Here is a 19,557-nt window from a genome sequence, read left to right on the forward strand (position 1 = left end):
ATCGAGAGATGAGGTGAGGGCGTGCCCGCCAGCCGCTCCGTCGTGATCGGTGTCGACAGCTCCACCCAGTCCACCAAGGCCGTCGCCGTGGACGCCGACACCGGCGCGCCCCTCGCGATCGGCCGCGCCCCGCACGCCGTCACCGGCTCCGCAGGAGCGCGCGAGAGCGACCCCGGGCAGTGGTGGACCGCGCTCGTCACGGCCGTCCGCGCGGCCGTACGGGACGCCGGCGTCCCGGCCGCCTCCGTCACCGGCATCGCGGTCGCCGGCCAGCAGCACGGCCTCGTCACCCTCGGGGCCGACGGCCGGCCCCTGCGGCCCGCGCCGCTCTGGAACGACACCCGCTCCGCACCCCAGGCAGCCGCCCTCGCGACCCGCCTCGGCGGCCCCGCGTCCTGGCTGGAGCGCACTGGTTCGGTGCCGGTGGCCGCCGTGACCGCCGCCAAGTGGCAGTGGCTGCGCGAGCACGAGCCGGAGCACGCCGAGGCGGCGCGCGGCATCCGCCTCCCGCACGACCACCTCACCGAGCGGCTCTCCGGAGCCGCCGTCACCGACCCCGGCGACGCCTCCGGCACCGGCTGGTACAGCCCCGCCACCGGCGCCTACGACCCGGACGTCCTCGGCCTCCTCGGCCTGGACCCCGCCCTGCTGCCGGCCGTCGCCCCCACCGGAGCCACCCCCGTCGGCACCCTCACCCCCGCCGCCGCCGAGGCCCTCGGCCTGCCCCGTACGGTCGTCGTCGCCGCGGGGACCGGCGACAACATGGCCGCGGCCGTCGGACTCGGACTCGGCGGCGCGGGTCTCCTCGACCACCCCGTCGTCAGCCTCGGCACCTCCGGCACGGTCTTCGCCGCGACCCGCGCCCGCCCCGCGGCTCCCGGGCTCTCCGGCTTCGCGGCCGCCGACGGCACGTACCTCCCGCTCGGCTGCACCCTCAACTGCACGCTCGCCGTCGACCGGTTCGCCACGCTCCTCGGCCTCGACCGCGAGGATCCCGCACCGGGCGACGGCGTCGTGGTCCTCCCGTACCTGGACGGCGAACGCACGCCCGACCTTCCGCACGCCGCCGGTCTCGTCACCGGCCTCCGGCACGGCACTGACCCGCGCGCGATCCTGGGCGCGGCGTACGAAGGGGCGGCCTTCACCGTGCTGCGGGCCCTCGACGCACTCCTCGCCGCCTGCGGCCTCGACCCGGCAGCGCCCGCCGTACGGGACAGGCCGCTGCGCCTGATCGGCGGCGGGGCCCGCGGCCGGGCCTGGACGCAGACCGTCCGCAGGCTCTCGGGCCGCCCCCTGGTCGTGCCCGCGGCCGGGGAACTCGTCGCCCTGGGCGCCGCGGCCCTGGCCGCGGGAGCGACCACCGGCACCGATCCGGTGGCACTCGCCACCCGGTGGGGCACGGGCGCGGGCGAACTCCTGCCCCCGGTCCCCCGGGACGAGGAGACCTGGGACCGGATCGCGACCGTCCTCGCCGCGGCGACACCGGCCCTGCTGCGCTGACGACCGGACGCGGCCGGCGAAGGCCTGTCCCCGGCGCCGATCTCCGGGCTACCCTTCGGTGAACGACGGGGGTCACATGTCTTCTCTGCTCATCCTGTTCGGCGTCCTCGGCGGCATCGGGGCGCTGCTGATCGTCACCCTGCTCCGCCGGGGCGGTGGCCGTCCGGACACGGTCGACGGCGTGCTCCAGGAGCAGCAGGCGCTGCGCCAGGCCAAGGCCGACCGGGTCTCCTTCAACTCCTTCGCCGCCCACAACACGATGCCGACGTCGAGCGACACCTACGTCCGCCGCGACGGCCGCCCGTAGGGGCCTGTCCTTCGGACCGGGCGCGACCGGGCCCGTAGGGGCGTCTCCAGGGCCCTTCGGGGCGTCTCCAGGGCCCGGATCAGACGGGCTCGCGCAGGAGTTCGCCGATGAGGCCGCGCACGCGCCGCTCGATCTCGTCGCGGATCGGCCGGACGGCCGCGACGCCCTGGCCGGCCGGGTCCTCCAGCCGCCAGTCCAGGTACCGCTTGCCGGGGAAGGCGGGGCAGACGTCGCCGCAGCCCATCGTGATCACCACGTCCGAGGACCGCACCGCCTCGATGGTGAGCACCTTGGGGATCTCGGCCGAGATGTCGATGCCCGCCTCGCGCATGGCCTCGACCACGGCCGGATTCACGGTGTCGGCCGGGGCGGAGCCGGCGGACCGGACCTGGACCCGGTCCCCGCCGAGGTGGGTGAGGAAGGCGGCGGCCATCTGGGACCGGCCGGCGTTGTGCACGCAGACGAACAGCACGGACGGGGCGGCGGAGGGGGTGCTCATCGGGTCAGGGCGCTTTCGTCGGTGGAGGGGGCGGGAGCTTCCTCGGGGGAAGGGGCGGGAACCTCTTCGGGGGAGAGGGCGGGAGCTTCTTCGGGGGAGAGGGCGGGAACCTCTCCGGGGGAGACGACGGGAACGGCGGCCCGCCGGCCGGCCCCGCGGGGGCGGGCGTCCGCGGCACCCGGGCGGCCGAACGTGACGGCGACCAGACCGAGGCCCGCGGCGGCACCGACCAACTGGGCGGCGAGGAACGGCGGCACGGAGGCGGGTGCGATGCCGGCGAAGGAGTCGGTGAACATCCGGCCGATCGTCACGGCCGGGTTGGCGAAGGACGTCGACGAGGTGAACCAGTAGGCCGCGCCGATGTAGGACGCCACGAGCGGCGCCGCGAGGTGTGCGCGGCCGGCGCGGGTCAGACCGAAGACGAGCCAGACCAGCCCGGCGGTGGCCACCGCCTCTCCCAGCCACAGGTGCGCGGCGAAGCGGTCGTGGGTGGAGAGCTCGGCCGGCGGCCTGCCGAACATGGCGTCGGCCAGGACCGCGCCCGCGATCGCCCCGGCGACCTGTGCGGGGACGTACGCGGCGACCTCGCGCGGGCCGGGGCCGTCGCCGGTGCGGCGGCCGGTGAACCAGGCGGCCAGGGTGACGGCCGGGTTGAAGTGCGCCCCCGACACGGGGCCGAGGAGGGCGATCAGCACACCGAGACCGAAGACCGTGGCGAGCGAGTCGGCCAGCAGCTGCGTGCCGACGTCGTGGGTCAGTTCGGTGGCCTGAATGCCGGAGCCGACCACGACCGTGACCAGTGCGGCCGTCCCCAGTCCCTCGACCGCCGCCCGCCGCGACAGCGGCGCGGGCGCGGTCACGCGAGAACCTTCGCGGGTGCGGCGGGAACCTGGAGGAGGGCGGACAGCTGCGCCAGGGCCTCGGGGCGCACCCAGTAGTACACCCAGGTCCCACGCCGCTCGGAGTCGACGAGGCCGGCCTCGCGCAGCACCTTCAGGTGGTGGGAGATCGTCGGCTGGGAGACGTCGAACGGGCCGGTGAGGTCGCACACGCACGCCTCGCCGCCCTCGTGCGAGGCGATCAGCGACAGCAGGCGCAGCCGGATCGGGTCCGACAGGGCCTTGAACATCCGCGACAGCTCCGCCGCGGCCTCCTCGCCCAGCGGCTCGCGGACCATGGGCGCACAGCACGCCGCGTCGTCCTGCCCGAGCACCGGAAGACCTGCTTGTTTCGACATTCCTCAATATTGACATCTGTCGATTCCGGCGGCAAGGTCGCACTGTATCGACAGATGTCGAAACAGTCCGCCCGATGGGAGACCGTCATGTCCCGTGTCCAGCTCGCCCTGCGCGTCGCCGACCTCGAAGCCTCGATCGCCTTCTACTCCAAGCTGTTCGGGGCCGAGCCCGCCAAGCGCCGCGAGGGCTACGCCAACTTCGCCCTCACCGAACCGCCGCTCAAGCTCGTCCTCATCGAGGGCGAGGAGGGAGAGGACACGCGCCTCGACCACCTGGGCGTCGAGGTCTCCGCCGCCGAGGAGGTCGTCGCCGCCACCGCCCGGCTGAAGGGTGCCGGCCTCGCGACCTTCGAGGAGAACGACACCTCCTGCTGCTACGCCCTCCAGGACAAGGTGTGGGTCACCGGCCCCGGCAAGGAGGCGTGGGAGGTCTACGTCGTCAAGGCCGACACCGACCGGCTGGGCAAGAGCCCCGTCCCCGCCGCCGACACCTGCTGCGCCGGGTAGGAGCGGCCCCGTCGCGCGCGGCCTCAGGCCTCCGGGACGGGTGTGGCCTGGTGGTAGTACATGCGCCAGCCGGACGCGTCGTCCACCTTCCGCCAGATCGAGCTCCTCCGCGCCCGTCTGCCGTCGATGACGGTCTCGAACGTCAGGTGCACGATGCCCGGCGCCAGCACCGTGCCCGTCATCCCGCTGGTCTCGTACCGCGGGCCGTCATCGGTCGCGCCCTGCATGACGGGCAGCGCCGACAGCATCGAAGCGCGGTCCCACCTGCGCCCCGAGGCGCCCACCTCCACGAACTCCGGGTCGAGCAGCTCGTCCGACAACGCCCTGGACGACCGCACGGCCGGACTCATCAACCGCAGCTCCCGCTCGACGACCTCGGCCACGCTGCGTTCCCTGTCCCTGTTCATCGCCGTATCCTGCCCCGGCCGGCCCGGGCGTCCGCAAGCGGATTGCGCGCCTCAGAGGGTCGGGCGGCTGCCCCAGGGGCGTATCGCCTCGATCGCCGCGGCGGCACGGAACACGGTGACGTCGTCGTACGTCCGCCCGACGAGCTGCACTCCCGTCGGGACGCCCGTCGAGGCGAACCCGGACGGCACGCTCAGGACCGGGCAGCGGCCGGCGATGTTGAACGCCGTGGTCATCGCGGCCTCCAGATACGTGTCCAGCTCGACCCCGTCGATCACGACCTTCGTCGACAGGTAGTCGTCGTCCGCCCGCAGAGCCGGAACGGCCGTCGTCGGGCAGAGCAGGAGGTCGTGGCGGTCGAGCAGGACGCCGAGCGTCCTCTGTATCGCCGCCTCCCGCTCCAGACCGCGCAGGACGCTCCCGGGCTCGCGGACCGCCTCGGCCGTCCGCTCGGCGAAGTCGAGCGCGTACGGGGTGAGGAGGTCGCCGTGCTCCGCGGCCACCGACGTGACGTACGGGCCGAACACGGAGCCGAAGTGGATCATCGCCGCCTCCCTCACCTCCGCGCGCGTGATCGGGACCTCCACCTCCTCCACGACCGCCCCGGCCGCGCGCAGGGCGTCCGCGACCGCGCGGGTGTGGGCCTCGACCTCGGGGTCGACCGGCCAGTCCCCCAAAGTGACGGACAGCGCCACCCTCATGCCCGCCACGCCCTCACCGCCCGAGAAGCGCTCCGGAAGCGTCACCTTCGGACGCAGCGAGACCGCGTCGAGCGGGTGCGGCCCCGCGATGACGTTCTGCAGGAGCGCGCAGTCGGCGACGGTCCGCGCCATCGGGCCGTCGTGGCAGTACGTGTCGAGGTTGAACGGCGCCATCGCCGGCACCCGGCCGTACGGCGGCTTGTACCCCACCGTGCCCGTGAACGAGGCGGGGATGCGGATGGAGCCGCCGATGTCGGAGCCGGTCGCGAGCGTCGTCTCGCCGGCCGCGAGCGCGGCGCCGGCGCCGCCCGAGGACCCGCCGGGGCTGAACTCCAGGTTCCACGGGTTGCGCGTCACGCCCCACAGCCGTGACTGGGTGAAGGCGGCGCAGCTGAACTCCGGGGTGGTGGTCCGCGCGTGCACGATGCCGCCCGCCGCCTGGACCCGCTCGACGACCGGGTGCGTCTCGTCGGCGATCTCGTCCCGGAAGGCCAGCGAACCGTCCGTGCTGCGGCGGCCCGCGATGGGCTGCTCCTCCTTCGTCGCCACCGGGAGCCCCTCCAGCGGACGGGGCGCGTCTCCCTTGCCCGCGTACCGCGCCTCGGCCTCGCGGGCGGCGGCCAGGGCCTCGTCGAAGGTCCGCTCGGCCAGGGCGTTGACCTTCGGCTCGACGGCCTCGGCGCGGGCGATGACCGCGGTCATCAGCTCGACCGGCGACAGCGAGCGGTCCCGGAAGCGGTGCAGGGCTTCGGTGGCCGGAAGGTACGCGAGGTCGGTGAGGTCGCTCATGGGCGGGGCCCTTCCTGGGGCGGCGGAGGCTGGACGCCGGGCGGTGCACCGCCTCGACGGCAGCATCGAACCGCTGCGCGCTCAGGGCGTCAACGGCGTTGACGTAAGGCCTCGGCGGCGCCGGTACGCGATCGCCACGGCCGCGAGCAGCGGGGCCCAGGCCGCGAGCGGGAGGTAGCAGACGTAGAGGAGCGCCTTCCGGAACGAGCCGTCGATGTGGGCGACGGGGGAGTACGCGCCGATGCCCGCGACCACCACGTACGTGAACCAGGCGGTGAGGGCGGCGAGTCCGCCCGCCCCCGCCAGCGCGGCGAACGTCGCGCCGCGCGCCCCGACCGGGCGTCCCCCGAGGAACGGCAGCCGGCGGGGGAACACCTCGCCCCACTCCCGGACCAGACCCAGCGTCAGGAACGCGAGCAGCTCGGCGAGCACCGTGAGGCCGAGCTGGTAGGCCGCCAGGCCGAGGGTCGGCTCGTCCACCCGGGCCACCGGCGCGCCGAACGTCAGGGCGACGCGCCAGACGCCGGACGGCAGGACGATCAGCGGGACGGCGTGCGCGGCGACGACGGCCCAACGGGGCACGTCGGGGAGGGCCTTGAGCTTCATCATGCGGATCAGACTGCCGCCGGTGCCGGCCCCCGGACATCGCCCCGAAGGCCGCGCCGGATCCGCCGCGCGGGGGAGGAGGGATCATCCCCCGAGGCCGGCACCGCGGTCCTCGGAGGGTGCCTGCGCGGGGGCCCTCAGAGGGGCCCCTCGCCGCGGCGCGGGGGCCTTCAGCGAGCGCCCCTCGCCGTGGCGCCCCGGCATCGCGACCCCTCGCCGCGGCGCCCCGGTCCGGACGGGTCCTCAGTCCTCCACCCGTCGCTGGTGGACCCGCAGGTGGAGGGTCGCCAGGTCCAGGAGCGGGGTCGCCACGCCCAGGGCGCGTGCCCGGGCCGTCAGGTCGCCGAAGAGGTGCTCCACCTCGGTGGGCCGGCCCGCCGCCAGGTCGCGGTAGAGGGACGGCACCATCGGCGAGCCCGACGCCGACACCACGGCGAGCGTCGCCGCCCGCTCCTCCTCCGGTACGGGGTGCCCGGCCGCCGCGGCGACCGCGGCGGTCTCGTCGAGGAGCGCGGGGCCCAGGGCGGGGCCGCCCTCCGTGTCGTACACCTCGCCGACCGTGCCGCGCATCAGGCTCGTCACCGCGCCGAAGGTCGTGATGAACACCCACTTGTGCCACATCGCCGTGAGGACGTCGGCCGGGACGAGCGCGTCGATCCCCGCCCCTTCGAGCACCTTGCGGATCCGCTCCACGCGCGCGGAGACGGTCCCGTCCCGCACGCCCTGCTCGCCGAACGTCAGATGCGCCAGCGGGGCGAGCCGCCGGATGTCACCCGAGTCGTCGAGGGTCGTCACCACCTTCGCGACACCGCCGAGGACGGCCGACGCGCCGAAGCGGGCGTTGAGCGCGTCGATGTGGGCGAGGCCGTTCAGGAGCGGTACGACGGCCGTGTCCGGCCCGACGGCCGGTGCCACGTCCGCCATCGCCCGGTCGAGACCCGTGGACTTCACGGACAGCAGCACGAGGTCGTACGGCCCGCGCAGCTCGTCGGCCGTGACGAGCCGGGGCCGCAGCGTCCACTCCTCGTCCCGGCCGACCACCCGCAGCCCGCGCTCGCTCAGCGCGGCCGCCCGCGCCGGGCGGACCAGGAAGGTGACGTCCTCGCCCGCGCGGGCGAGCAGGGCACCGAAGTAGCCACCGGTGGCACCGGCGCCGACGACCAGGATCTTCATCAGGGTGAACCCTTCGTGGGGCGCCCCGAGGGCGCGGTGGTGAGCAGGGGGGTGAGCAGCCGGTGCGGTCGGGCCAGCGCCGCCGTCACCGGGTCGTCCTCCGGGGCCGCGGCGGCGAGCCCCGGGCCGGGGGCGACCAGGACGTCCTGGACGGGCACGGCCGCGCCGCAGCCCGTGCAGCGCCCGTCCGGTTCGAGCCGGGCCTCGTCCACGGCGTGCAGGAAGACGCGGCGCGGGCCGCCCCCCGCCGCGTAGAACTCCTCGCCCCAGACGGTGAGCGCGCGGACGGCCGGCCAGAGGGCGACCCCCTTGGGCGTCAGCCCGTAGACCTCGCGGCGGCCCGTGCCCGTCCCGGGGAGGCGGGTCAGGACGCCCGCCTCGGTGAGGGTGGTGAGCCGGCCGGTGAGGACGGCCCGGGGGACGCCCAGGTGTGCGGCGAACTCGCCGAACCGGCGGACCCCGTAGAAGGCGTCGCGCAGGATCAGCAGCGTCCAGCGCTCGCCGACGATCTCCATCGAGCGGGCGAGGGCGCAGGTCTGGCCCCGGTAGTCGCGCGGCAGCGTCATGGGGCGGAGCGTAGCGCACGAGAGTTCGGTCACCGAACTGTTTTCTGCGAAGGGCTGGGAGCGGGTGGGGCACGGGCGGCGCCGCACCGTTTCCACGTGAGCGAAAGGGACGACTAGGCTCTCGCTCACCATGAACCAGCCCACGGAACCCAAGGCCGACAAGTCGGGAGTGCGCCGGCACAACCTGAGCCTCGTCCTGCGGACCGTCCACGAGGCCGGCGAGACGACGCGGGCGGCGGTCGCGGCCAGGGTCGGGCTCACCCGCCCCGCCGTCTCCTCCCTCGTCGAGCAGCTCCTCGACCTCGGCTTCCTCGTCGAGTCCGGGAAGACCTTCAGCGGGCAGGCGGGACGGCCGGGCACCGTCCTCAAACCGGCCGACACGGGACCCGCCGGCCTCGGCGTCGAGATCAACGTCGACTACGTCACCGTCCGGGTCGTCGACCTGACCGGCACCGACCGCGTCCGCCGCACCGAACCCCTCGACCACCGCGAGGCCGCCGCCGACGTCCTCGCCCGCGCCGCGCGGATCGCCGCGGAGGCCCTGGACGAGGCCGCCGGCCTCGGCCTCGCCCCGGTCGGGGCCGGTCTCGCGCTCCCCGGGCTCGTCCACGACGGAACCGTCCGCCAGGCGCCCAACCTCGGCTGGCACGAGGTCCCCGCCGAAGCCCTCTTCGGCAAGGCCCTCACCGCGCTGCGGCCCGGCACCGCAGGCCTCCCCGTCACCTCCGACAACGAGGCCAACATGGCGGCCCTCGCCGAGCTGTGGTCCGGCTCCCTCGGCGAGATCCGCACCTTCCTGCACCTCACGGGGGAGATCGGCGTCGGCGGAGCGATCGTCGTCCACGGCGAACTCCTGCGCGGCGCGCACGGCTTCGCCGGCGAGATCGGACACGTCGTGGTCGACGCCGAGGGCCCGCGCTGCCGCTGCGGCTCCCGGGGCTGCCTCGAACAGTACGCGGGCCAGGCCGCCCTCCTCGCCTCGGCGGACGCCACCGGCGTCCCGGACCTCGCGCGCCGCGCCGGGGCGGGGGAACCGCGTGCACTCGCCGCCCTCGCCGAGGCCGGCCGGATGCTGGGCCGCGCCCTGTCCGGGGCGGTGAACCTCCTGGACCCCGAGGCCGTCGTCCTCGGCGGCATCTACCCGCTCCTGATGCCCTGGCTGGCGCCCGCCCTCGCCGGGGAACTCTCCGACCGCGTCGTCTCCGGCCTCTGGACCCCGGACGCGGGGCGCCTGCGCCCGGCGTCGGCCGCCGCGGACGCCTCGCGCGGAGCGGCGGCCCTGATCCTGCACGCCGCCCTGGCGGACCCGTTGACGTACGCCCCCGCCCCGTCGCGGCCCTGATCCTCCCGCGACCCGGAAGCATCTCTGGGCGTACGCCCCTCACTTCGCGTACGCCGCGCCACCGCCGCCCACGTGAGGGGCGCCCCGCTCTCATCCCGCTCTCACGCGGGACTTATCCCGTCATCACCTGCCGCACCTAGCTTCGCGCCCATGTTCTTCACCTACCTCCGGCGCGAACTGCGGCGCCGCAGAAAGGCGGCGCTCGTCGTCGCCTCCGGGCTCGCGCTCGGCATCGCGCTGGTCATCGTCGTCACCTCCGTCTCCTCCGGCATGAGCCGGGCCCAGGGCAAGGTCCTGGAATCCCTCTACGGCCTCGGCACGGACCTGACGGTGACCAAGGCGCAGGAACGGCCCGAGGCCGGTGCCCAGCCGCAGCGGCCCCGGTTCGAGTTCCAGGGCCAGGAGGACGGCAAGCAGCAGAGCAGCGACCGGCTGATGGTCCAGGGCTTCCAGACGCTCGCCGACTCCACCGTCGGCACGGTCGCGAAGCAGCAGGGCGTCGCCGAGGCCGTCGGCGGCCTCAGCCTCGTCGACCTGAAGATCGACGGCGAGTTCGAGCGCGGCCGGATCCAGCCCGGCCAGGGCGGGCAGACCCGGCGCGGAGGCCCGGGCGGCGGGTCCGGCGGACCCGGCGACACCGTGACCGGCGGCGGCGCGGCCTTCGACGTCGACTCCTTCACGATCTACGGCACCGATGTCACCTCCCCGGACCTCGGCCCCCTCACCACCTCGACCGTCTCCGCGGGCCGCGCCTTCACGACCAGCGAGACCGACGCCCGGACCGCCGTCGTCGACAGCGCCTACGCGCAGGAGAAGGACCTCTCCGTCGGCGGCGAACTGACCGTCAAGGGAGTGAAGTTCGAGATCATCGGCATCGCGACCGCCGACCGCGGGCAGTCCGCCGCCCAGGTCTACCTGCCGCTCAAGCGGGCCCAGACCCTCTCCGGCTCCGCCGGCAAGGTCACCACCATCTATGTGAAGGCGACCGACTCGACGCGCGTCGACGCGGTCAAGACCGCCATCCAGAAGAACGTCTCCGGCACCACCGTCACCACCTCCGCCGACCTCGCGCAGACGGTCTCCGGCTCCCTCGACACCGCCGCCGACCTCGCCTCCCGCGTCGGCACGTGGCTCTCGTACGCCGTGCTGCTCGCCGCCGTCCTCGTCGCCGGGCTCCTCACCTCCGCGGCCGTCGGCCGCCGGGTCCGCGAGTTCGGCACCCTCAAGGCCCTCGGCTGGAAGAGCGGCCGGGTCACCCGCCAGGTCGTCGGCGAGGCCCTCGTCAACGGCGTCATCGGCGGCGCGCTCGGCATCGCGGTCGGCCTCGCCGGCGCGTACGCCGTCACCGCCGCCGGCCCCACCCTCACCGCCGAACTCGGCGCGTCCGGAGGCGGGTTCGGCGCCGGACGCGGGGGCGGCACGGGCTTCGGCGGCGGCCCCGGCGGAGCCCGTACGGCGGTCGGCAGGACGGTCGACATCGCCCTCACCGCCCCCGTCAGCGTCACCACCGTGGGTCTCGCCGTCCTCCTCGCCCTCGGCGGTGGACTCGTCGCGGGCGCCTTCGGCGCCTGGCGCGCCTCGCGGCTGCGCCCCGCCGACGCGCTGCGCCGCGTCGAGTAGCCGACCGCCCGACCCCACCCCACGGACCACAGGAGTCCCACCATGTACGAACTCATCGGCGTCACCAAGCAGTACCGGCGAGGGCAGCAGAGAGTCGACGCGCTCGCGGGCGTCGACCTCACCCTCGACCAGGGGGAACGGCTCGTCATCCAGGGCCCCACGGGCGGCGGCAAGTCGACCCTCCTCCAGATGCTCGGCGGCCTCGACCGTCCCACCTCCGGCCGGATCCTGCTGGACGGCACCGATCTCGCCTCGCTCTCCGAGCGCCGCCTGACGGCCGTGCGCGGCGAGACCATCGGTTTCGTCTTCCAGAGCTTCAACCTCATCCCCACGCTCACCGCCCAGGAGAACGTGGAGACCGCGCTCGTCCCGCTCGGCGTCAAGGCCTCCGAACGGCGCGCCCGGGCCGCCGGGGCGCTGGACTCGGTGGGCCTCGGCGAGCGCCTCGGCCATCTGCCGGCCGAGCTCTCCGGCGGCCAGCAGCAGCGCGTGGCCATCGCCCGCGCCCTGGTCAAGCGGCCGAAGGTCCTCCTCGCCGACGAACCCACGGGCAATCTGGACGAGTCGATGCGCGACGGGATCGTGGACCTGCTCGAAGGGCTCTGCGACGAGCACGGGCTGACCTTCGTCATGGTCACCCACGACAGCGCCGTCGCCCGCCGGGCACCCCGCCTGGCCACGATCCGGAAGGGCCGGATCACGGTCGAGGAGAACCGGCGGACGACGAAGGACCGCGTCGGGGCCTGAGCGCGAGCGGTGCGAGCCGCGCTACACGGACACGCCGTGGCCGCGCAGATAGGTCAGTGGCGCGATGTCCGAACCGAAGTACGGCGTGGTCCGCACCTCGAAGTGCAGGTGCGGCCCCGTCACCCGCCCGGTCGCCCCCGACCGCGCGATCCGCTGCCCGCCCGACACGCTCTGCCCGGGCGAGACGTCGATCCGGGAGAGGTGGGCGTACTGGGTGTAGCGGCCGTCCGGGTGACGGATCACCACCTCGTGGCCGTACGAGCGGCCGTACCCGGCCGTCACGACCCGGCCGGGGCCGACCGCGCGGACCGTCGTACCCGTCGGCACCGCGAAGTCCTGCCCCGTGTGGTAGCCCTTCGACCAGGCGCCCGGCCGGCCGTAGTACCCCGTGAAGACGTACGAGGACACCGGCAGCGTCCAGCCCCGCGCGGAACCGGTGGGCTTCGTGGGGGCGGTCGGCCCCGGCGGGGTCGGCTTCGTCGGATGGGCGGGACGGCCGGTCCGCTGCTCGTACTTCCACGCGTGGCGGGTCCAGTACCAGTGGCCGTCGGACGGGAACCAGTAGACGCCGCACCGGGCGTCCCAGCCCTGCCGGCCGTGGAAGACCGGCTCCCGGGTGCGGTCGCCGCCGGCCTGGGCGGTCCGCCGGTCACCGCCGCTCGCCGTCCGCCGGTCACCGCCGCCGGAGGCGCCGGTGCGTTGCGCGTACGTGGCGTGGTGGCCGGTCCAGCGCCACTCGCCCGCCTCGTTGCGGAACCAGTACCGGGAGCCGTCCCAGCCGGCGTGCGCCGGGGCGGGATCGGCGGCGGCCGTTCCGGCGCCCGCGCCGGTCAGGGCGACCACGCCCACGGTCGCGACCACCGCGCGGCGCACGCCGTGCAGGGCGCGCTGCCCGCCGGCCGTCCGGCCCGCGCGGACGGCGTCCAGGCAGCCCGCGCAGGCGCACGCGGGGGGTATGTCGTCGGTGAACGCGGGAACGTCGAGGGCTTCGGCGTGGTCGTGGGCTCGCAGGGTCATCGTCACTCCTGGTTCGGTTCGGCCGGGCCGCCACTCCGGGTGTAGAAGGCCACGGTCAAGTCCTTGACCAGGGCCTGGCGTTCGAAGTCGTCGAGCTCGACGAGCCCCCGTGTGGTCAGCCGGGTGACGGTGTCCGCGACGGCGTCGATCACGCCGGTCAGGACGGAGTCCCGGTGCTTGGCGTCGAGGGCGGCGATCTGCCGCCGGCGCATGGCGGCGGCGACCTCGGGGGCGTACTCGATGCGGGTGGGCTGGGCGGAGAAGACGGCGATGCCGACGGGACGGCACTCCGCCGCGAGCATCCGGGTCAGGGCGTCTCCGACGGCCTCGGCGTCCCGGAGGGTCGGCGCGCCGCCCCGGAAGGCGTCCGCGGGGAGCTGCGAGAGCACGCGCGCGGACGCGGCCTCCACCTGCTCGCGCAGATAGCCGAGGTGGTCGTCGACCGCGAGCAGCGCGCGGGCCGTGTCCCGCACCGACCAGACGACCAGGACGACCACGCGCAGCGCCGAACCCTCGGCGTCGACGACGGCGAGGGGTTCGCTGCGCCAGTGCCGCAGCCGTACGTCGATCCGGCGGCGCAGCACGAACGGGCTGATCCAGACGAGGCCGGTCCGGCGGACGCTGCCCCGGTAGCGGCCGCAGAGCGAGAGCACCCAGGCGGAGCCGGACCGGCCGCGGGTCAGCCCGCCGAAGGAGACGACGGCGACGACGACGCAGCCGGCGAGCGCGGCCCACTGCCACGGCGGCAGCTCGACGGTGCGCGGCGGACGGGCCCGCCAGAGCGCGGCCGACGCGCCCGCGAGCGCGGTGAGGCCGGTGAGGACGGCGGCCCAGCCGGGGGCGGCGGGGCCGGGACGCTCCGTCAGATCGGGCTCGGAGGGCGGCGGTCGGCGGGAGAGGGCGACGGAAGGAGCGGGGGAGGCGTCGGGTCGTTTCCCCGACCGTGCCGGGGTCCGGGCCGACCGGAAGAGGTCGTTCATCGGTATGCCGTCCGTGTGCCGGCGGGTGCGGACGGGCAGGGGCCGTTTCTGCAGCTCGGTCATGAGGCCCTTCCGGCCGTTCCTGAGATGACGGCTCGTCGGATGATCTTCACGCACCATCGTCACAGGGGTTAATGTCCGGAATGCCACTACGAAAGTCCTGAATGTCCGGGCCATTGGTCCCTTGGCCACGACCTCACCGAGGGCCGTTGTCAGTGGTGGCCCCTACCGTTTTCACCATGACGACGACGACCTATCTGGAGCTGTCGCAGGACGGCGGCGGTGCCCACAAGTTCTACGAAGTGACCGTCGAGGACCTCGCGGTGTCGGTGCGTTACGGCCGGATCGGCTCGGACGGCCAGACCCAGCGCTCCACGTTCCCCACGGTGGCGAAGGCCCAGGCCGCGGCGGCCAAGAAGATCGGCGAGAAGGTCCGCAAGGGGTACGCGCCCGCCGTTCGGGGACAGCGCGCCGCGCGTTCCGTGACGCGCCGCGAGGTCGCCTCCGCGCCCTCCACCGCACGCGCCGTCGCCCCCGTCCTCTGGCGGTTCCGCACCGGTTCGGCCGCCTTCGGCATCCACGTCGACGAGGAGCGCTGCTGGGTGGGCAACCAGGCGGGGGACGTCTTCACGCTCGACCGCACGGGCGAGGTGCAGGCCCGCTACAGCCTGCCGGACGGCGTCAAGTGCCTGGTCGCCGACGACTTCTGGATCTACGCGGGCTGCGACGACGGCACGGTGTACGACCTGTCGTCCAAGCTCCCGTTCGCCGCGTACGACATCGCCACCGACGTCGACATCTTCTGGCTCGACATCCACGAGGGCGTGCTGAACGTCGCGGACCGCTCGGGCCGGCTCACCGTCATCGACCACGAGGACGAGCACCAGTGGGCGCGCGCCGGCGCCGGAGAGCACGCCTGGATGGTCCGCGCCGACGGGGACGCCGTCTACTACGGCGACACGCGGGGTGTCGCCGCTCACGCGCCGGACGGCGGCGGCGAGCTGTGGCACGCGCCGACCGACGGCGGCGTGCTCTTCGGCTGGCAGGAGGACACCGCGGTCTACGCGGGCACCTCCCGCAAGAAGGTGCTGCGGCTCGCGAAGCGGGACGGGCGCGTGGAGGCGGTGTACTCCTGCGACAGCCCGGTGTACTCCTGTGCCACCTCGCCCGGCGGCCGGTTCGTCTTCGCGGGCGACTCCGCCTCCTCGGTCTACTGCTTCGCGGAGGACGGCACCCGGCTCTGGAAGCTGGGCACGGGCGGCGGCTCGGCGCTCTCCATGCAGTACCGGGACGAGCGGCTCTACCTGGTGACCACGGACGGCTCACTGGTCTGCGTGGACGCGGGCGAGGCGGCGATCGAGGCCGCCCAGCGGGGCACGGTCCCGGTCGCCAGGGACGTCAAGCTCGCCGCGGCCCTCCCGGTGTACGAGCCGGCGACGACCGTCACCGCCGTGACCGCCGTCAGTGACGCCCCGGCCGGCTCGGTGGTGGTGGAGTGCGTGACCGAGGGAGGGAGGACCCGCGTGCGGGTCGTCTCGCAGGGCTACGACTCCGGGTGGAACGTGCAGTTCCCGCGCGCGATCCGGGAGCCCGGCGCGCGGTACGTGGTGGACGCCCTGCACCCGGCGGCGGGCGGGTTCTACCGGGTGCGCGGCGACATCCGGCGGCTGCTGTGACCGGCGGCGGAGGAGGGGAGCCGGGGGTGTTCGAGGCAGCCACGGGCGACGGGCCGCCGCTGCCGCCGGACGGGGCCGAGCAGCGCTCGCGCGAGATCCGCGCGGCCGTCGACGGGCTGCTCCAGATCAGGCGGCTGACCCTGCGCCAGGGCGGCGACCCGAGGGGCGTGCCCGCCGACTGGGAGCGCCGGCGGCCCGTCCGCGCGGTGGCCCTGGCCCTGGAGTCGGGCGGGATCACGCCCTCGTCCGCGGACCCGTCCGGGGCGCGGCTGTCCACCGGCTACCGGGTCACGGCGGGGGAGCGGCCCGGCACGGCGGTGGTGGAGTGGCTCGGTCCGCCGGGGGCGGGCGCCGCCCGGGAGGAGGCGGCGGCCCTGGGGGCGTGCGTGCCGGTCCTGGTGCGGCTCGGCTGGGACGCCCTCCTCTACAAGGGGCCGCGCGGCCGCCGTTTCCTGGAGGTGGAGCCCCTCGGGACCTGAGGGCCCCGGTGCGCCGATCAGGCGATCGACGCGGAGACGATCGCCGAGACGGCGATGTTGCAGGAGGCGGTCACCCAGACCGCCGGGTGCGGCTCGGGGTCGACGAGCGTGGCGCCGAGCTTCCCCGGCGTGACCAGGTCGACGACGAGGAAGGCCACGGCCATCATCGCCAGGCCGAGCAGACCGAATGCGGCCGTCGAGACGAGCCCCTTGCCGAAGTCCTCGTACGTCGTCCAGATCGAGGTGAAGACGATCCCGCCGATGCCGAGGAGCGCCGAGCTCAGCAGGATCGAGGCGTTGCGGTTGCGGTCCTCCCAGATCTGGCGTCCGAGCTTGCCGGGGGTCAGCAGGTCCACGAGCACGATGCCGAGGATCAGCAGGACCACGCCGAGGGCGCCGTAGGCGCCGGCCCGGCCCAGGCCGTTGACGATGTCGCTCATGAAGTGCCGGCTCCGAAGGGGTGCGATCGCGGGGATCGGTGGTCAAGGACCGGCAAAATGTAGCGCACGCGTCAAAGTCGTCCGCCGCCCGCCCGAAGGTCGGGCGGGCGGCGGACGACGGGTTGCCCGGGCGGGGGAGGCCCGGCGTCGGGGATCAGGCGCCCGGCGGAAGGTCCTTGGCGCGGGAGCGGACCATGAACGCGGTGACGATCTCGGTGCCGCCGACGACGAGGAGCCAGACGCCGCCGAGGACCGTGAGCACCGCGGCCGACTCCAGCGGGGACACGATCAGGACGATGCCGGCGAGCGCGCTGACGATGCCCAGGAAGATCTGCCAGCCGCGCGCCGGTGTCGCCGGGTCGGAGGCGGCCGCCACCGTCTGCATGATGCCGCGGAAGAGCCAGCCGATCCCGATCCACAGCGCGAGCAGCAGGATCGACTGCGTCGCGCCCCGGAAGCAGAAGAGACCCAGCAGGATCGACAGCGCGCCGCTGATGAAGGCCATGACCCGCAGCGCCGTCGTGGCGTGCGTGCCGAACGCGGCGACCAGCTGCACCACACCGCTGAACAGCAGGTAAAGACCGAAGAGCACCCCCACCACGGTCAGGGTGGCCTCCGGCCAGGCCAGGACCAGGGCGCCGAGGACCAGCGAGACCAGCCCGGCGACGAGCAGGGCCTGCCAGGCGAAGCCCGCCAGCATGCCCAGGGGCCCGGGCGGCACGTCCCGCGTGGCGCGGCCGTGCGGACTGTCATGAGTCTGTGTCATGGGCCGGAACCGGTCCTTTCGTCGTGGGCGGCCGCTCAGCGCGCGGTGGCGTAGGAGCGCAGGAACAGGGCCTCGGCCAGTGCCATGTGCTCGATCTCGGAGGGGTCCACGCTCTCGTTCGGCGCGTGGATCAGACAGCCCGGCTCCTCGACGCCGATGAGGGCGATCTCCGCGTCGGGGAAGTGCGCGGCGAGCACGTTGCACAGCGGGATCGACCCGCCCTGCCCCGACTGGACCATGTCCTTCCCGTACGCCTCGCGGAGTGCCGTCCCCAGGGCCCGATAGGCGGGGCCGTCGGTGCGGGCCCGGAACGGCTGGCCGGCGCTCTCCGGTTCCACCTCGACCCGGGCACCCCACGGGGCGGTCGAGGTCAGGTGGTCGGTGAGCGCGCGCAGGGCGGCGTCGGCGTCGATGCCCGGCGGTACGCGCAGGCTGACCCTGGCCCGTACCCTCGCCTGGACCGCGGCCGAGGAGCCCACCACCGGCGGGCAGTCGATGCCGAGGACGGTGACGGCGGGCCGCGCCCACAACTCGTCGGCGACGGAGCCCGTGCCCACGAGGGACACGCCGTCGAGCACGCCCGCATCGGTGCGGAACTGATCGGCCGGATAGTCGACCCCCTCCCAGACGCCCTCTCCCTCCAGGCCCTTGATCGCCGTGTTGCCGTGCTCGTCGCGGAGGCCGTCGAGGATGCGGACGAGCGCCGCCAGGGCGTCCGGTGCCGGGCCGCCGAACATGCCGGAGTGCATCTCGCCCTTGAGGGTCGAGACGGTCACGACGACGTTGGTGAGTCCGCGCAGGGAGGTGGTCGCGGTGGGCAGGCCCAGGGCGAAGTTGCCCGTGTCGCAGACCAACAGGGTGTCGGCGGAGAACAGTTCGGGCTGGAGCGGCACGAGCTGTTCGAGCCCCCCGGTGCCCTGCTCCTCCGAACCCTCCGCCACGAACTTGATGTTCACGGGGAAACCGCGGCCCTCGGGGCCGCCGAGCGCGCGCAGCGCCGTCAGGTGCATCGCTATGTTGCCCTTGCAGTCCGCGGCACCGCGCCCGTACCAGCGCCCGTCGCGCTCGGTGAGCTCGAACGGCGGGGTCCGCCAGGCCGCGTCGTCGAGGGGCGGCTGCACGTCGTAGTGGCAGTAGAGCAGTACCGTCGGCGCCCCCTCCGGTCCCGGCGCGTGCCCGACCACCGCGTCCGTGCCGTCCGGGGTCGCCACCCGGCGCATGTCCCGCAGCCCGGCCTCCGTGAAGGCCCGCACGAGGAAGTCGGCGGTCTTCGCGCACTCCTCGGGCGGGAACTGGCGGGGGTCGGCGACCGAACGCATCGCCACCAGCGCGGTCAGGTCCTCCTTCGCCCGGGGCATCAGCGCCCGGACCCTCTCCCGCAGGGCTGCGGTCTCGGTGGACTCGGCGGACATGCGTACCCACTTCCCTCGGGATCGAAAGCACACCCAGTCAAGCAACAGTGGGCAACAGCCGCAAAATATGACTCAAGTGGACTATTCGGGATGTGCTTCGAGGGGCGCCGGGAGGCGGTCCGGACGAGAGTGGGCTGTGCACGCGACCACCTCCCGCACCTGGAGAACCCATGGCCCACCCCAACCGACGTGACCTCGGGCTGCTCGTGCTGAGGGTCGGCACCGGTGCCGTGCTCGCCGCGCACGGCACGCAGAAGCTCCTCGGCTGGTTCGGCGGCGGCGGCATCGAGGGCACCACCAAGGCGATGGAGGCCATGGGCTTCCACCCGGGCCGGGAGAGCGCGATCGCCGCCGGCCTCGGCGAGGCGGGCGGCGGGGTGCTCCTCGCCCTGGGCCTCGCCACCCCGGCCGCCGGCGCCGCCGCGGCCGGCGCCATGGCGGGAGCCGTCGCCGTGCACGCCCCGGCCGGCTTCTTCGCCCAGGGCGGCGGCTTCGAATACCCGGCCTTCCTCGGCTTCACGGCCGCCGCGATCGGCATCACCGGCGCAGGACGGTACTCCCTGGACCACGCCACCGGACACGTCCTCGACCGCCGCTGGGTGGTGGCCACGGCCTTCCTCGGCACGGCGATCGCCGCCGCGGCCGTCGTCGGCCGTCGCGCCGTGGACCAGGCGTCGCCCGAGCCGGAACCCGACCCCGGACCTGGGCCGGTGGCCGCCTAGCGGCGGCCTCTCCGGGGGACCGGCGCACGTGCGCCGCACGGGAGGGTTAGGCTCGCCGCAGAGGAA

Annotated in this window: 20 protein-coding genes and 2 pseudogenes; 9 read left to right on the forward strand and 13 right to left on the reverse strand. The window is 74.6% G+C overall.

Annotated elements, in window-relative coordinates:
* The first annotated feature begins 21 nt into the window (after nucleotides 1-21).
* Nucleotides 22-1,500 (forward strand): xylulokinase, encoded by a 1,479-nt coding sequence (xylB, locus tag ABTY59_RS19795; RefSeq protein ID WP_352020282.1) that lies wholly within the window; start codon nucleotides 22-24, stop codon nucleotides 1,498-1,500.
* Nucleotides 1,501-1,576: 76 nt separating this feature from the next.
* Nucleotides 1,577-1,807, forward strand: a complete 231-nt coding sequence (locus tag ABTY59_RS19800) for a hypothetical protein (protein ID WP_352020283.1) — start codon at nucleotides 1,577-1,579, stop codon at nucleotides 1,805-1,807.
* A 79-nt stretch (nucleotides 1,808-1,886) separates the two neighbouring features.
* Here the strand turns inward: ABTY59_RS19800 and ABTY59_RS19805 are convergent, their stop codons facing one another.
* The 3 genes and pseudogenes from ABTY59_RS19805 to ABTY59_RS19815 all read right to left on the reverse strand — a co-directional run bounded on the left by ABTY59_RS19805 (nucleotide 1,887) and on the right by ABTY59_RS19815 (nucleotide 3,543).
* Nucleotides 1,887-2,306, reverse strand: a complete 420-nt coding sequence (locus tag ABTY59_RS19805; RefSeq protein ID WP_352020284.1) for an arsenate reductase ArsC — start codon at nucleotides 2,304-2,306, stop codon at nucleotides 1,887-1,889.
* 167 nt (nucleotides 2,307-2,473) lie between these two features.
* A pseudogene (locus ABTY59_RS19810) lies at nucleotides 2,474-3,166 on the reverse strand (aquaporin); the annotation flags it as partial.
* The gene (locus ABTY59_RS19815; RefSeq protein WP_352020286.1) at nucleotides 3,163-3,543 is read right to left on the reverse strand and encodes an ArsR/SmtB family transcription factor; all 381 of its coding nucleotides are present in this window, start codon (nucleotides 3,541-3,543) and stop codon (nucleotides 3,163-3,165) included. The gene ABTY59_RS19815 and the pseudogene ABTY59_RS19810, both read right to left, overlap by 4 nt.
* A gap of 87 nt (nucleotides 3,544-3,630) precedes the next feature.
* Here ABTY59_RS19815 and ABTY59_RS19820 point away from each other — a divergent pair, with 87 nt between their 5' ends.
* Nucleotides 3,631-4,050: an ArsI/CadI family heavy metal resistance metalloenzyme gene (locus ABTY59_RS19820; protein ID WP_352020287.1), complete on the forward strand. Its 420-nt coding sequence runs from the start codon at nucleotides 3,631-3,633 to the stop codon at nucleotides 4,048-4,050.
* 23 nt (nucleotides 4,051-4,073) lie between these two features.
* On the opposite strand, the gene ABTY59_RS19825 is transcribed toward ABTY59_RS19820, so the two are convergent.
* The 5 genes from ABTY59_RS19825 to ABTY59_RS19845 form a co-directional block, all read right to left on the reverse strand.
* Nucleotides 4,074-4,457, reverse strand: a complete 384-nt coding sequence (locus ABTY59_RS19825) for a nuclear transport factor 2 family protein (protein WP_352020288.1) — start codon at nucleotides 4,455-4,457, stop codon at nucleotides 4,074-4,076.
* A gap of 51 nt (nucleotides 4,458-4,508) precedes the next feature.
* Nucleotides 4,509-5,945 carry an amidase gene (locus ABTY59_RS19830; RefSeq protein ID WP_352020289.1) on the reverse strand — a complete coding sequence of 479 codons (1,437 nt, stop codon included), beginning with the start codon at nucleotides 5,943-5,945 and terminating at the stop codon, nucleotides 4,509-4,511.
* 81 nt (nucleotides 5,946-6,026) lie between these two features.
* Nucleotides 6,027-6,554, reverse strand: a complete 528-nt coding sequence (locus tag ABTY59_RS19835) for a hypothetical protein (RefSeq protein WP_352020290.1) — start codon at nucleotides 6,552-6,554, stop codon at nucleotides 6,027-6,029.
* A 240-nt stretch (nucleotides 6,555-6,794) separates the two neighbouring features.
* The gene (locus tag ABTY59_RS19840) at nucleotides 6,795-7,724 is read right to left on the reverse strand and encodes a ketopantoate reductase family protein (RefSeq protein ID WP_352020291.1); all 930 of its coding nucleotides are present in this window, start codon (nucleotides 7,722-7,724) and stop codon (nucleotides 6,795-6,797) included.
* Nucleotides 7,724-8,290 (reverse strand): winged helix-turn-helix transcriptional regulator, encoded by a 567-nt coding sequence (locus tag ABTY59_RS19845; protein WP_352020292.1) that lies wholly within the window; start codon nucleotides 8,288-8,290, stop codon nucleotides 7,724-7,726. Before ABTY59_RS19845 ends, ABTY59_RS19840 begins: the two co-directional genes overlap by 1 nt.
* A 130-nt stretch (nucleotides 8,291-8,420) precedes the next feature.
* Here ABTY59_RS19845 and ABTY59_RS19850 point away from each other — a divergent pair, with 130 nt between their 5' ends.
* The 3 genes from ABTY59_RS19850 (at nucleotide 8,421) to ABTY59_RS19860 (ending at nucleotide 11,999) form a co-directional block, all read left to right on the forward strand.
* Complete coding sequence (locus tag ABTY59_RS19850) at nucleotides 8,421-9,632, forward strand: ROK family transcriptional regulator (RefSeq protein WP_352020293.1); 1,212 nt, start codon at nucleotides 8,421-8,423, stop codon at nucleotides 9,630-9,632.
* Between the two features lie 150 nt (nucleotides 9,633-9,782).
* Nucleotides 9,783-11,252 (forward strand): ABC transporter permease, encoded by a 1,470-nt coding sequence (locus ABTY59_RS19855; protein ID WP_352020294.1) that lies wholly within the window; start codon nucleotides 9,783-9,785, stop codon nucleotides 11,250-11,252.
* Nucleotides 11,253-11,294: 42 nt separating this feature from the next.
* Nucleotides 11,295-11,999: an ABC transporter ATP-binding protein gene (locus ABTY59_RS19860; protein ID WP_352020295.1), complete on the forward strand. Its 705-nt coding sequence runs from the start codon at nucleotides 11,295-11,297 to the stop codon at nucleotides 11,997-11,999.
* 21 nt (nucleotides 12,000-12,020) lie between these two features.
* On the opposite strand, the gene ABTY59_RS19865 is transcribed toward ABTY59_RS19860, so the two are convergent.
* Together ABTY59_RS19865 and ABTY59_RS19870 are read right to left on the reverse strand one after the other, a co-directional pair.
* Nucleotides 12,021-13,016, reverse strand: a complete 996-nt coding sequence (locus ABTY59_RS19865) for a M23 family metallopeptidase (RefSeq protein WP_352020296.1) — start codon at nucleotides 13,014-13,016, stop codon at nucleotides 12,021-12,023.
* A 2-nt stretch (nucleotides 13,017-13,018) separates the two neighbouring features.
* Nucleotides 13,019-13,966, reverse strand: a pseudogene (locus tag ABTY59_RS19870) (SPFH domain-containing protein); the annotation flags it as partial.
* A gap of 269 nt (nucleotides 13,967-14,235) precedes the next feature.
* Here ABTY59_RS19870 and ABTY59_RS19875 point away from each other — a divergent pair.
* Both ABTY59_RS19875 and ABTY59_RS19880 read left to right on the forward strand, forming a co-directional pair.
* Nucleotides 14,236-15,672, forward strand: a complete 1,437-nt coding sequence (locus tag ABTY59_RS19875) for a WGR domain-containing protein (protein WP_352020297.1) — start codon at nucleotides 14,236-14,238, stop codon at nucleotides 15,670-15,672.
* A 26-nt stretch (nucleotides 15,673-15,698) separates the two neighbouring features.
* Entirely contained in the window at nucleotides 15,699-16,151 is a 453-nt protein-coding gene (locus tag ABTY59_RS19880; RefSeq protein WP_352020298.1) for a hypothetical protein, read from the forward strand.
* A 17-nt stretch (nucleotides 16,152-16,168) separates the two neighbouring features.
* On the opposite strand, the gene ABTY59_RS19885 is transcribed toward ABTY59_RS19880, so the two are convergent.
* The 3 genes from ABTY59_RS19885 to ABTY59_RS19895 all read right to left on the reverse strand — a co-directional run bounded on the left by ABTY59_RS19885 (nucleotide 16,169) and on the right by ABTY59_RS19895 (nucleotide 18,769).
* Nucleotides 16,169-16,591: a DUF350 domain-containing protein gene (locus tag ABTY59_RS19885; RefSeq protein ID WP_352020299.1), complete on the reverse strand. Its 423-nt coding sequence runs from the start codon at nucleotides 16,589-16,591 to the stop codon at nucleotides 16,169-16,171.
* Nucleotides 16,592-16,745: 154 nt separating this feature from the next.
* Nucleotides 16,746-17,357 (reverse strand): HdeD family acid-resistance protein, encoded by a 612-nt coding sequence (locus ABTY59_RS19890; protein WP_352020300.1) that lies wholly within the window; start codon nucleotides 17,355-17,357, stop codon nucleotides 16,746-16,748.
* Nucleotides 17,358-17,392: 35 nt separating this feature from the next.
* Nucleotides 17,393-18,769 (reverse strand): dipeptidase, encoded by a 1,377-nt coding sequence (locus ABTY59_RS19895; protein WP_352020301.1) that lies wholly within the window; start codon nucleotides 18,767-18,769, stop codon nucleotides 17,393-17,395.
* A gap of 170 nt (nucleotides 18,770-18,939) precedes the next feature.
* Between ABTY59_RS19895 and ABTY59_RS19900 the strand changes: the two genes are divergently transcribed.
* Entirely contained in the window at nucleotides 18,940-19,491 is a 552-nt protein-coding gene (locus ABTY59_RS19900; RefSeq protein ID WP_352020302.1) for a DoxX family protein, read from the forward strand.
* The last annotated feature ends 66 nt before the right edge of the window (nucleotides 19,492-19,557 follow it).

This window comes from Streptomyces sp. NPDC096079 (assembly GCF_040303145.1).
Lineage (GTDB): Bacteria > Actinomycetota > Actinomycetes > Streptomycetales > Streptomycetaceae > Streptomyces.